Consider the following 12737-nt stretch of genomic DNA (forward strand, 5'->3'; position numbering starts at 1 on the left):
CTTATGACTGTTCGCGCAGTTTGAAGCGTTGAATCTTGCCTGTAGCGGTTTTCGGCAAATCGTCGACGAACAGGATATCGCGCGGATACTTGTGCGGCGCGAGCCGCTCCTTGACGAAAGCCTTCAATTCATCAGCGAGTATCTCAGACGGCACGAATTCACGCTTCAACACGACGAACGCGCGCGTCTTGACGAGGCCGCCGTGATCCACACCGACTACCGCCGCTTCCAGTACCGCATCGTGCTGCATCAGAACCATTTCCACTTCGACAGGCGATACATACTGGCCGCTCACTTTCAGCATGTCGTCGCTGCGGCCCGCATACACGTAGCAGCCGTTCGCGAGACGGCGGTATTTGTCGCCGCTGCGGATCCACTCGCCAAGGAAGGTCGCGCGCGATTTCTCGCGATTGCTCCAGTACATGAGCGCCGCGCTCGGTCCTTTGATATACAGATCGCCGACTTCGTCGTCAGGCACCGCATGACCGGCTTCGTCGCGCAGTTCGATTTCATAGCCGGGCACGGGACGCCCCGTGGTGCCGTACTCGACCGCGCCCGCGCGATTCGACAGGAAGATATGCAGCATCTCGGTCGAACCGATGCCATCGAGAATCTCGCAGCCGAAGTGTGCGGTGAAGCGTTCGCCGATTTCGCGCGGCAGCGCTTCGCCCGCCGACGTGCATACGCGCATCGCGACATCGGCGCGCGCGGGCAGGTTGGGCGAGACGAGCATGCTCGCGTAAAGCGTCGGCACGCCGTAGAAAATGCTCGGGCGATGCCGCACGAGGCGGGTGAAGATGGCATCGGCGGTGGGGCGCTCGGCCATCAATACCGCCGTGGCGCCGACTGAAAGCGGGAACGTCAGGCCATTCCCCAGGCCATACGCAAAGAACAATTTCGCCGCCGAGAAAACCACATCGCTTTCGACGATGCCGAGCACCGGCTTCGCGTACAACTCAGCGGTCCAGTACAGATTCGCGTGCGTGTGGACCGTGCCTTTCGGCTTGCCGGTCGAGCCTGACGAATACAGCCAGAATGCGATGTCGTCGCAACCGGTCGTGCAGGCTTTGATAGCCGGGGTGGCCGCGTCGATCAGATCGTTGAGTCGCGGCGTGGCTCGCGGCTCGGTCAAAGGTTCGCTCAGAGGCTCGCTTGCGGGCGCCTGCGAGACGATCAACTGGCAGCCGTCGTGTTCAGCGGTACTCATCGCCTCTACGACATTCGGCAGCAACGCATCTGAGGCGATGACGGCGCGCGCGTGGCTATGTGTCAACATGTACACGTAGTCGGCCGCGGTGAGCAGCGTGTTCGCGACGACCGGCACGACGCCCGCATAGAGCGCACCGAGAAAGGCGATCGGCAGTTCGACGGTGTCGAGCATCACCAGCAGCACGCGTTCTTCCGGATGCACGCCGAGTGTGCGCAATGCGCTCGCGAAGCGCCGGGCCCGATCATCGAGTTCGCCGTAAGTGGTGATGCCGGCGTCGTCGATATAAGCGGGCTTGGCGGCGCGTGCTTCATTCAGTCGAAACAGGTAGGCCGCGAAATTAAAACTCGCGGGCGGCGGTTCGACCGTCACGGCGGGCTGATGCGCAGCCGGTTCCAGCAGGGCTTCCATATGTCTCCTCCAACGGGTGGGGGCGGTCCGGCGCTTATGTGCTCTTGATCCGCTCGATGCTTACTGTCTGATTGTTCGCTGCCTTCCTGTCTCGTGCTGTTACGCGGCGGGCAAATGCGTGGTTTGCGTCAACGCGTCGAGTGCGGCGCTCGATGCCTGAACGGCCGAGCGCCTGTGATAGAAACCCAGCGCACGCAGGCCGCCGAGTTCCTCGCCGCCACCCGCGCGGCCCGGCCCGCCATGCAGCGACATCGGCATCACGTTGCCGTGGCCGGTCTGGCTCTGCTGGACTGACGGCGAAATGGCGTGGACACGTCCGTGCGAATCGGCAAGTTCCAGTGCGAGCTTGCCGAGATGCGCATCGTCGTTCGAATAGATGGAGGCGACGAGCGAACCTTGACCGCGCCGCGCGAGCGCAATTGCATGGGCTTCGGGGAGGGTGCCGCTTGCTGCGGCGTCGACCCGATACGGCGCCACGGTGGCCACTGGTCCAAACACTTCGACGTCGTGCGGCAGCGTCGCGTTATCAGGGTCGTTGACCACGAACAGATGCGGCGCGATGCAGGCTGAAATCGTCGCGTCTGCATCGATAAAGGGCGCCGCCGAGCCGTCGTACGCGAGCACCGCTTCCTCGCGCAATGCGGCGATACCCGCCAGCACGTTATCGTGCTGCTCGCGGCTCACGAGCGATCCCATTCGCACGGCCTCGTTGCGCGGATTGCCGACGGCGATTTTCGCCAGCTTTGTTTTGAGTGCATCGAGCACGGCTTCGAGCGATGCTTCCGGCACGAACGCGCGCCGGATCGCCGTGCATTTCTGACCGGACTTCACGGTCATTTCCCGCACCACTTCCTTGATGAACAGTTCGAACGCGGGGGTGTCGGGCGTTGCGTCGGCACAGAGAATGGCGCTGTTGAGGCTGTCGGCCTCGACATTCAGACGCGCGCCGCGCTCGACGAAAGCCGGATGCGCGCGCAATGTTGCAGCGGTTTGAGCAGAGCCGGTGAACGACACCACGTCGAACGTCTGAATCTGGTCGAGCAGACCCGCGGAGCCGCCGCAGATGACGGACAACGCGCCGGGCGGAAGAATGCCCGCATCCACTACGTCGGCAACCATTCGCTGCGTGAGCCATGCGGTCGCCGTGGCGGGCTTGATGATGACGGGCACGCCGGATAGCAGCGCCGGCGCAGCTTTCTCCCACAAGCCCCACGACGGGAAATTGAACGCGTTGATGAAGAGCGCGACACCGCGTGTCGGCGTGAGCACGTGCTGCACGCTGAACGATTGGTCCTTGCTCAACGATATGGTGTTGCCGTCTCGCAGCGCATGCACGTCGCCGAGCGAAGCGCCGAGCTTCGCGTAGTACGACAGCGTGAAAATGCCACCGTCGATGTCGACCGCCGAATCATTGCGCGTGGTGCCCGAGTTGGCGGTTGCGATCGCATAGTAGTCGTCGCGTTTCGCCTGCAGCAGTTTGACGATTTCGGCGAGGCGGGCGGCGCGCTGCGCATAGGTCAGCGCACGCAAGGCGCCGCCGCCTTCTTCACGAGCGAAACCAAATGCATGGGCGAGATCCAGGCCCTGGCTCGACACGCGCACGAGCGCTTCGCCGGTGACCGGGTCTGTGAGCGTGATGCCGTCACCGTTGCCCGCAACCCACTGGCCTGCAACGTAGTTCTTCAATAGTTCGGTCATGATGAAACTCGGGCGGAAGGTGATGGGGTAGTGAATTCAATCGCGCCTTGCGGTAGCAGATACAGCACCAGCGCCTGCCCATTCGCGACGGTCGGGCGATGCGCGCTGCCGGGGCCGTACACGCACCAGCCGGCCGGATGACCGTCGAAGGTGGCGCCCTCGTCGAGCGGCATGATCAGATCGATTTCGCCGTTCGGGTGAACGTGATGAGGACCGGCAATATCCTTCATATCCACGACGTCGACAGAAAAACCATGGGTGTCCGGCAACGCCTTGAAGATCCGGCCGTAGCGAATGCCGCCGCCTTTGCGGTTGCATAGCCAGCCTTCAGCCACGCCGGTGCGGCAGGCGTTGGCCAGATCGCGGAAGGTCGAACCGTCCGCGGGATAAGTGCCGTTGAGCCACGTGGCCAGCGTGCCGTCGAGCGGCCGGCCGGCGAGTTGCTCTGTCACGCCCGCAATCAGGCGTTGAAAGTCATGTGGGGACATGCAAGCCTCCAGATCAGCACGCGCACGCACGTTAATTCATGCGTGTCGTCGCACTGTTTCCGTGACACTGGCGAAAAACCTCGACAGCGTTTGTTATTGGATCAATATTTGGCGAAAATTAACCGTTCACTCTGCACCTGTCAAGCACTATAGTACATGTAACGTATTCAAGAGGCAGTTAAACATGAACCAAAATTACTCTTCCGCGCCGCTGGATGATTCTGCCGATGAAGATGCAAGCCGCGCGGGGCGGGCGGACAGCGCGACCGAGCGCGGGGTGGAGCGCGGCGGCGAGCGCGAGGAGCGCGATCCGTTTCTGACGGCGATGGGCGAGCGCGTGCGCCTGCTGCGTGCGCGCCGCGGCATGACGCGCAAGACACTGGCGACTGAAACCGGTTTATCCGAACGTCATCTGGCGAATCTGGAGTCGGGCGTGGGCAATGCGTCGGTGCTGGTGCTGCGGCAGATCGCGGCAACGCTGAACTGTCCGCTGGCCGAAGTCATCGGTGACGAAACGACCGCTTCCGCCGAATGGCTGCTGATCCGCGAACTGCTGCAAGGCCGTGACCAGGCGGCGCTGCAGCGTGCCCGCGTGGCGCTTGCCGAGATGTTCGCGCAAGCGCCGCGCGACCCGCATCGCAAGGACCGGATCGCGCTGATCGGCTTGCGCGGGGCCGGCAAGTCGACCTTTGGACGGATGCTGGCGCAGGAACGCAAGGTGCCGTTCGTCGAGCTCACGCGCGTGATCGAGCAACTCGCCGGCTGTCCGCCGTCGGAGATTCATTCGCTCTATGGCGCGAGCGCGTACCGGCGCTATGAGCACCGGGCGCTCGAGGCTGTGATTCACGAGCATGAACGCGCCGTGATTGCGTCGCCGGGCGGCCTGGTGTCGGAGTCGGGCACCTTTAATGCCCTGCTGTCGCACTGCTTCACGGTATGGCTGCAGGCCACGCCGGAAGAGCATATGCGCCGTGTCGTCGCGCAAGGCGACCTGCGCCCGATGTCCGGCAACAAGGAAGCGATGGACGACCTCAAGCGCATCCTGGCCGGGCGCGGCGAGCTGTACGGCCGCGCCGACATGACCTTCGACACGAGCGAAAAAACCTTGGCCGACGCCTATTTGCAACTGCGTGACCGGCTCGCTGCAAGGCTCGCGGCCGAATCGCCGGATGACGCGCGCGTGAGCTGACATGCAGTGAGAGGCCAGGGTTTACTAGCAAACATGCATTAAAGTGCTTTACATGGATGTGACGATGCACTATTGTTCAAACAACAAGTTTTGCACCGTCCAGTCAGGAGACGCTCCATGTCCACAGCAGAAACCGCAATCGCGCCGGTCGACTACCGCACCGATCCCTCGCAGTACAAGCATTGGAAGCTGAGTTTCAACGGTCCGGTCGCGACCCTCGGCATCGATATCGCCGAGGACGGCGGTATTCGTGACGGCTACAAGCTGAAGCTGAATTCATACGACCTCGGGGTCGATATCGAATTGCACGACGCGATACAGCGCATCCGCTTCGAGCATCCGGAAGTCAAAACGGTGGTGCTGACGAGTCTGAAGGACCGCGTCTTCTGCTCGGGTGCAAACATCTTCATGCTAGGTCTCTCGACGCATGCGTGGAAGGTCAACTTCTGCAAGTTCACCAACGAAACGCGCAATGGTCTCGAAGACTCGTCGCGTCATTCAGGTCTGAAGTTTCTCGCTGCGGTGAACGGCGCGTGCGCCGGTGGCGGTTATGAACTCGCGCTCGCTTGCGACGAAATCTATCTGGTGGATGACCGCTCGTCGTCGGTTTCACTGCCGGAAGTGCCGCTGCTGGGCGTGCTGCCGGGCACCGGCGGCCTCAGCCGCGTTACCGATAAACGCAAGGTGCGCCACGATCGTGCGGACATTTTCTGTACGGTGGTGGAAGGCATCCGCGGCGAGCGGGCAAAAGCATGGCGTCTCGTGGATGAAGTCGTGAAGCCGAATCAGTTTGATCAGACGATTCAGGCGCGTGCGCTTGAACTCGCTGAGCAAAGCGATCGTCCGTCGGATGCGCAAGGCGTAACGCTCACACGTATCGAACGCACCGATCGCGAAGATGGCCTGACCTATAAAACGCTCGACATCACGATCGATCGTGCGAAGCGCATCGCCACTTTCACCGCTAAAGCCCCGCAAGCCGGACAACCCACGGATATCGACGCGATCGTCGCCGCCGGCACGAGCTGGTGGCCGCTGCAGTTCGCTCGCGAACTCGACGACGCCATCCTGTCGATGCGCACCAACGAGCTCGACGTCGGCACCTGGGTCTTCAAGACCGAAGGCGATGCCCGTAACCTGCTCGCCGCCGACGCCACGCTGATGCAGCACAAGGACCACTGGTTCGTGCGCGAGACCATTGGCCTCTTGCGCCGCACGCTGGCGCGTATCGACGTGTCGTCACGTTCGCTGTTCGCGCTGATCGAGCCGGGTTCATGCTTTGCGGGCACCTTCGCGGAACTCGCGTTTGCCTGCGACCGCAGCTATATGGCGGCGCTGCCGAGCAACGAAGACGACGAGCCGGCGATCACGCTGTCGGAAGTCAACTTCGGCCTCTATCCGATGGTCACGCATCAATCGCGTCTTGCTCGCCGCTTCTATGAGGAAGTCGAACCGCTCGATGCGGTGCGCTCGAAGATCGGCCAGGCGATCAAGCCGGTTGAAGCCGAGCGCCTGGGTCTCGTGACCGCTTCGCCCGACGATATCGATTGGGCCGACGAAATCCGTATCGCGCTCGAAGAGCGTGCGGCCATGTCGCCGGATGCCTTGACCGGTCTGGAAGCGAATCTACGCTTCAATGGCCCGGAGACGATGGAGACGCGTATTTTTGGGCGTCTCACCGCCTGGCAGAACTGGATCTTCAACCGGCCGAACGCAGTGGGCGAGAAGGGCGCGCTCAAGGTGTACGGCAAGGGCAGCAAGGCGCAATTCGACGTCTCGCGCGTTTGAACCACGTTTGAATTGTTTCGACGCGACGCAACGTAACTGAAAACGACGCCACCTGCCCGATACGCGCCTCTCATACTCAAGCACTGCAGTTTCCGACCAAGGAACCGACCATGTCTACGATCAACTACAGCGAAAAGATTCCGAACAACGTCAATCTCGCCGACGACCGCGCACTGCAGCGCGCACTCGAACAATGGCAGCCGAATTTTCTGTCGTGGTGGGGCGATATGGGCCCGGAAGGCTCGCATGGCTATGACGTGTATCTGCGTACGGCGGTGAGCGTCGACGCGGGCGGCTGGGCGCATTTCGATCACGTGAAGATGCCGGACTATCGCTGGGGCATTTTCCTCACGCCCGGCGAGCAGGACCGCAAGATTCATTTCGGCGAGCACAAGGGCGAGGCTGCCTGGCAGGACGTGCCCGGCGAGCATCGTGCGAATCTGCGCCGTATTATCGTCACGCAAGGCGACACGGAGCCGGCTTCGGTCGAGCAGCAACGGCATCTGGGTTTGACCGCGCCGTCTATGTACGATCTGCGCAACCTGTTTCAGGTGAACGTGGAAGAGGGCCGCCACCTGTGGGCAATGGTGTACCTGCTGCACCGTTATTTCGGCCGCGATGGTCGTGAGGAAGCCGAAGCACTGCTCGGCCGCCGTTCGGGCGACGAAGACAATCCACGTATTCTCGGTGCCTTCAACGAGAAAACGCCGGACTGGCTCGCGTTCTACATGTTCACGTATTTCACCGACCGCGACGGCAAGTTCCAGTTGTCGGCGCTCGCCGAGTCGGGCTTCGATCCGCTTGCGCGCACCACGAAGTTCATGCTGACCGAAGAAGCGCATCATATGTTCGTCGGCGAATCGGGCGTGTCGCGCGTGATCCAGCGCACCGCGCAGGTGATGAACGAACTGGGCACGGACGACGTCGCGAAGATCCGCGCGGCCGGCGTGATCGACCTGCCGACTATCCAGCGTTATCTGAACTTCCATTACTCGGTGACGATCGACCTGTTCGGCGCCGATCATTCCTCGAATGCGGCCACCTTCTATAGCTCGGGTCTGAAGGGCCGTTATGAAGAAAACAAGCGCGACGACGATCATCGGCTGAACGGTCAAAGCTACAAGCTGCTCGATGTACAGGACGGCAAACTGGTCGAGCGTGAAGTGCCGATGCTCAACGCCATGAATGAGGTGCTGCGCGACGACTATATTAAAGATTCGGTGGCGGGCGTCGGCCGCTGGAACAAGGTGCTCGAGAAGGCCGGCATCGATTTCCGTATGACGGTGCCGCATAAAGCGTTCAACCGGCAGATCGGCACGTTTGCGAGTACCCGTGTGTCACCGGATGGCCGCGTGGTCAGCGAGACCGAATGGGCCGCCAATGAAGCGAAGTGGCTCGCGACGCCGGAAGATCGCGCGTATGTCGCGTCGCTGATGGGGCGCGTGGTCGAGCCCGGCAAGTTCGCGAACTGGATTGCACCGCCGGCCATGGGTGTGAACCGTCAGCCGGTCGATTTCGAATACGTACGCTTTAACTGAGTACGGTGATTAAAAACGTGCGGTGTCGTATTCGCGCGAATCCAGGTTGGAGGAAGTCATGAACGGCCCAGTGTCGATCGAAGTTCTCAGGCAGCATCTGATCGATCCGGAAATCTGCATTCGCTGCAACACTTGCGAAGAGACTTGCCCGGTCGATGCGATCACGCACGACGAGAACAACTATGTGGTCAACGCGGATGTTTGCAACGGCTGCATGGCGTGTGTGCCGCCCTGTCCGACCGGCGCGATCGATAACTGGCGCACCGTGCTAAAAGCCGATGCGTATCCGGTCGACGAGCAGTTCAAATGGGACGTGTTGCCGGAGCAGAACACGATGGCCGTGCCGGCGCCGGAAGATGCCTCGGTCGCGGCCGGATCGTCGGGCGATACATCGACGGACGCAAGCGGCATTGAAGTCGATACCGTGCGTGGGTCGGTCGTCCCGCCGTGGTCCGCGGCGAAACCGTATGTGAATCTCTATACCCACAAGGCGCCGACTACCGCAACGGTGGTCGGCAACTACCGGCTGACCGACAGCTCGACCGATAGCGATATTCATCACATCGTGCTCGATTTCGGTTCGATGCCTTTTCCCGTCCTGGAAGGCCAGTCGATCGGCATCCTGCCGCCGGGAGCGAGCACCGATGGCCGCACGCACCACGCACGGCAGTATTCGATTGCCAGCCCGCGCGACGGCGAACGACCCGGCTATAACAACGTTTCTCTCACCGTGAAACGTGTTTCCCAGCAGCACGGCGACGCGCTCGACGGCGTCTGCTCGAACTACCTGTGCGACCTGAAGAAGGGCGACGTGGTGAGCGTGATCGGCCCGTTCGGCGGCACCTTCCTGATGCCGAATCATCCGAACTCGCATCTGCTGATGATTTGCACGGGCACGGGCTCGGCGCCGATGCGCGCGATGACCGAGTATCGCAGGCGGCGCCGTCTGAAAGGCGCGACCGGCAAGCTGATGCTGTTCTTCGGTGCGCGCACGAAAGAAGAGCTGCCGTACTTCGGGCCGCTAACGAATCTGCCGAAGGATTTTATCGACACGAATCTGGCGTTTTCGCGCACACCGGGTCAACCCAAACGTTACGTGCAGGATGCGATGCGCGAGCGCGCGGTCGACGTCGCGCACATGCTCAAGGACGACAACACGCATATCTACGTGTGCGGATTGAAGGGGATGGAAGACGGCGTGCTGCAGGCGCTCAAGGAAATCGGCGAGCAGCACCAACTCGATTGGGACGCGTTATGGATGAAGCTGAAGCGGGAAGGGCGGCTGCATCTTGAGACGTATTGATCGCCTGGTGTCCGGGCATGAATTGGCCCGCATGCCTGCGGGCCTCGCGGTCTTTACCAGATCGTCTTAACGTGTGGATACGCCCGAATTTTTTCGTCTTTTGTCACTAGCGGTGCGGCAAACTTGCGTGCGGTCGCGACGATCATCCTGTCGGCTCGGTCTTTGTGGAACTCACCGGGCAGGTAGGTCGACAGACTTCGTTGCGATTTCGACATCGACAGGTATGAAGCGTACAGCTTCGATTGCCGAGACGGTGGCGAGCCAACTACTGACATCCATAGAGAGTAGGAGCCTTTCTCGCTCCACTAGCATGGCTATTTCCCACGCGGAAATAGCCGATACGACGATTTCCCGCCGGCCATTTCATGCGCAATGGCAGTCTTTGCTTTCTTGCTCAACGTCGGATCGCCGGTGACCCACCAGACCAGAGTATGGGTATCCAGAACGATCACTGCGTCGCCTCCCAGTCATCCTCTCCAACGGGCGCGATCGGATTGTCGTAACGCACGACTGAGCCGCGTAGCACGTCCAGCGGACTGCGTTCTACGCCGCGATAGGGCCGCACTTCAAGCGCCGGCCTGCCATGGTCGGTGACGATCAAGCTTTCGCCGGACGCCTCCACTTGCCGGAACAATTCGAGCGCCTTGGCCTTGAATTCGGACTTCGATACCAGATTGCTTTGCACAATAATTTCCCATGGTCAATTGCCTATAGTCATTTGGCGGCTGGTCCTTTCGCTTGCGCCGGCGACACCGCTCCACATGCTCGAATCACCAACTGCACGACCTCTTCAGTCGTCGCTTCGAACGCCTTCTGCGTCAGCGCGCGTTTGCCTTTGAGCGCGCGAATCTGCGCGTCGAAATCGGCGTAATGCTGGGTGGTCGCCCAGATCATGTACATCAGCGTTTGCGCATTCACCGGCGCCAGCAGCCCGCGTGCGATCCAGTTGTCGATAACCTTGACCCGGCTGTCCAGCCACGGCTTCACGCGGCCCGTGAGAATGTCCTCCATGTGTTCCGCGCCGTGAATGATCTCGCTCGCCCACACCTTCGAGCCCAATGGCCGGCGGCGCGACAACTCCATTTTCGCGCGGACGTATCCGCCGATCGCTTCGACCGGATCGTCGCTGCATTCGAACGTATCCGCCGCGCGATGCCAGTCTTCGAACAGGTCTTCCAGCACACGCCGGTACAGCGCGAGTTTCGTCGGGAAGTAGTAATGCAAGTTAGCTTTCGGTAAGCCTGCGCGTTCCGCGATCATCGCCGTACTGGTTCCGTCGAGTCCTCGCTCGGCGAAAACCGCTTCGGCGCACGCCAATAAATGCGCTTCATTCGACTCGCGAATGTGCGCCTTGCGCCGCCGCAAAGGTGCGCGCGTTTCGTCCTGGGTCTCGTTGTTTTCCGTGATGTCGGCAGCCACGTTGTCGTCTCTCATGTTGGCCTTCATCGGCATGTGTGCCGCGTCGCGCTTCATTCTAGTCGTTTGAGCGCCGATGAACACCCGCATTCGAGCCCGTCGATAAACGCGTGCTGCACTGCAATGGCACGCTTCTCGCTATGTTTCCTGCCGTACGAAAGGTGTTGATTTGGCGGGCTTAATCGTCTACAACCTGTCCAACTGGACAGGATTGAGAGAGCGGGCGATGCCCCAGGGTTTGCCCTCTGGGTAAGGGGCAATCGAAAGCATCGGACGTGCACCGCCGACGTGCGGCCACGCCCCAAAGCCCGCCGCCCATGCACCAGTTTCATGTCGATTCACCGAAAGGAGCGAGACGAATGAACGCGGTATCCGAAGCGCTGAAGCACTCAGAACCCGCTACGTCGATCAAGGTCGACGGCAAGCGGCTGTGGGACAGCCTGATGACGATGGCGAAGATCGGCGCGACGCCCAAAGGCGGTGTCTGCCGGCTGGCGCTGACGGACCTCGACAAAGAGGGGCGCGACCTGATCGTCAGTTGGGCGAAGGAAGCAGGCTGCACGGTCAGTGTCGATCAGATGGGCAACGTGTTCATGCGCCGCGCGGGGCGCAATGCCGATGCGTTGCCGGTCATGACAGGCTCGCACGCGGATTCGCAGCCGACGGGCGGTCGTTTCGACGGTATCTATGGCGTGCTGGGCGGGCTCGAAGTGATTCGCAGTCTGAACGATCACGGCATCGAGACCGAACATCCTGTTGAGGTGGTGATCTGGACCAACGAAGAGGGCTCGCGCTTTGCGCCCGCCATGGTCGCCTCGGGGGTGTTCGCGGGCGTCTTCACGCTCGACTATGGCCTCTCGCGCAAGGACGTGGACGGCAAGACCATTGGCGAGGAACTCAAACGGATCGGCTATGCAGGCGATCTTCCCTGCGGTGGCCGTCCTTTGCATGCCGCGTTCGAATTGCATATCGAACAAGGGCCGATTCTCGAAGCCGAGCATAAAACCATTGGCGTGGTGACCGATGCGCAAGGTCAGCGCTGGTACGAAATCACGCTGACCGGGCAGGAGGCGCATGCGGGTCCGACGCCGATGCCGCGCCGTCGCGATGCGTTGCTTGGCGCCGCGCGCGTGGTCGATCTGGTCAACCGCATCGGTCTGGATAACGCGCCGTTCGGCTGCGCGACGGTCGGCATGATGCAGGTCTATCCGAACTCGCGCAATGTGATTCCGGGCCGCGTGTTCTTCACCGTCGATTTCCGTCATCCGGATGATGCCGTGCTCGCGAAGATGGATGCCGCCTTGCGTGAAGGCGTAGCGGATATCACGGGCGCGATCGGTCTGGAAACCGAACTCGAGCAGATTTTTTACTACGCGCCAGTCGCTTTCGACGAAGCCTGCGTGAAGTCCGTGCGCGCCGCGGCTGAACGCTTCGGCTATCCGCATCGCAACATGGTGTCCGGTGCGGGACACGATGCCTGTTATCTGTCGCAAGTCGCGCCGACTTCGATGGTGTTCGTGCCGTGTGTAGACGGGATCAGTCACAACGAGATCGAAGACGCGACCTTCGAATGGATCGAAGCGGGCGCTAACGTCTTGTTGCACGCGATGCTCGGACGAGCGTGCGAGCCGGTTTCATAACGCTTTAGCGGTTGCGGTTGCAGGTTGTCGTCGATTCACCAGCCTCACCGTCGTGTCCA

Annotated in this window: 10 protein-coding genes and 1 pseudogene; 5 read left to right on the forward strand and 6 right to left on the reverse strand. The window is 61.4% G+C overall.

The annotated features are described in order from the left end of the window. Position 1: 1 nt before the first annotated feature. The 3 genes from PQR67_RS22525 to PQR67_RS22535 form a co-directional block, all read right to left on the reverse strand. Positions 2-1618 carry a benzoate-CoA ligase family protein gene (locus tag PQR67_RS22525; protein WP_408464197.1) on the reverse strand — a complete coding sequence of 539 codons (1617 nt, stop codon included), beginning with the start codon at positions 1616-1618 and terminating at the stop codon, positions 2-4. A 99-nt stretch (positions 1619-1717) separates the two neighbouring features. Then, complete coding sequence (locus PQR67_RS22530; RefSeq protein WP_408464199.1) at positions 1718-3316, reverse strand: 3,4-dehydroadipyl-CoA semialdehyde dehydrogenase; 1599 nt, start codon at positions 3314-3316, stop codon at positions 1718-1720. Continuing rightward, positions 3313-3804 (reverse strand): DUF4863 family protein, encoded by a 492-nt coding sequence (locus tag PQR67_RS22535; protein ID WP_408464201.1) that lies wholly within the window; start codon positions 3802-3804, stop codon positions 3313-3315. The genes PQR67_RS22530 and PQR67_RS22535 overlap by 4 nt, the downstream gene beginning before the upstream one ends. A gap of 184 nt (positions 3805-3988) precedes the next feature. On the opposite strand from PQR67_RS22535, the gene PQR67_RS22540 reads away from it, so the two are divergent. From PQR67_RS22540 to boxA, 4 genes are all read left to right on the forward strand, one after another. After that, entirely contained in the window at positions 3989-4993 is a 1005-nt protein-coding gene (locus tag PQR67_RS22540; RefSeq protein ID WP_408464203.1) for a helix-turn-helix transcriptional regulator, read from the forward strand. A 117-nt stretch (positions 4994-5110) separates the two neighbouring features. Beyond that, positions 5111-6781, forward strand: a complete 1671-nt coding sequence (gene boxC / locus PQR67_RS22545; protein ID WP_408464205.1) for a 2,3-epoxybenzoyl-CoA dihydrolase — start codon at positions 5111-5113, stop codon at positions 6779-6781. 110 nt (positions 6782-6891) lie between these two features. Then, positions 6892-8319: a benzoyl-CoA 2,3-epoxidase subunit BoxB gene (gene boxB, locus PQR67_RS22550; RefSeq protein ID WP_408464207.1), complete on the forward strand. Its 1428-nt coding sequence runs from the start codon at positions 6892-6894 to the stop codon at positions 8317-8319. Between the two features lie 58 nt (positions 8320-8377). Then, a complete protein-coding gene (boxA, locus tag PQR67_RS22555) occupies positions 8378-9622 on the forward strand; it encodes a benzoyl-CoA 2,3-epoxidase subunit BoxA (protein WP_408464209.1) in 1245 nt (414 codons plus the stop codon). Positions 9623-9675: 53 nt separating this feature from the next. Here the strand turns inward: boxA and PQR67_RS22560 are convergent. From PQR67_RS22560 to PQR67_RS22570, 3 genes and pseudogenes are all read right to left on the reverse strand, one after another. Beyond that, positions 9676-10074: pseudogene (locus tag PQR67_RS22560) on the reverse strand (type II toxin-antitoxin system VapC family toxin). Next, a complete protein-coding gene (locus PQR67_RS22565) occupies positions 10071-10307 on the reverse strand; it encodes a type II toxin-antitoxin system Phd/YefM family antitoxin (RefSeq protein ID WP_408464211.1) in 237 nt (78 codons plus the stop codon). The pseudogene PQR67_RS22560 and the gene PQR67_RS22565 overlap by 4 nt, the downstream one beginning before the upstream one ends. Positions 10308-10336: 29 nt before the next feature. Continuing rightward, entirely contained in the window at positions 10337-11095 is a 759-nt protein-coding gene (locus PQR67_RS22570; RefSeq protein WP_408464213.1) for a TetR/AcrR family transcriptional regulator, read from the reverse strand. A gap of 302 nt (positions 11096-11397) precedes the next feature. Between PQR67_RS22570 and PQR67_RS22575 the strand changes: the two genes are divergently transcribed. Beyond that, positions 11398-12678 (forward strand): Zn-dependent hydrolase, encoded by a 1281-nt coding sequence (locus PQR67_RS22575; RefSeq protein ID WP_408464215.1) that lies wholly within the window; start codon positions 11398-11400, stop codon positions 12676-12678. Positions 12679-12737: the final 59 nt, after the last annotated feature.

Source organism: Paraburkholderia fungorum (genome assembly GCF_046026025.1).
Classification (GTDB): Bacteria; Pseudomonadota; Gammaproteobacteria; order Burkholderiales; family Burkholderiaceae; genus Paraburkholderia; species Paraburkholderia fungorum_E.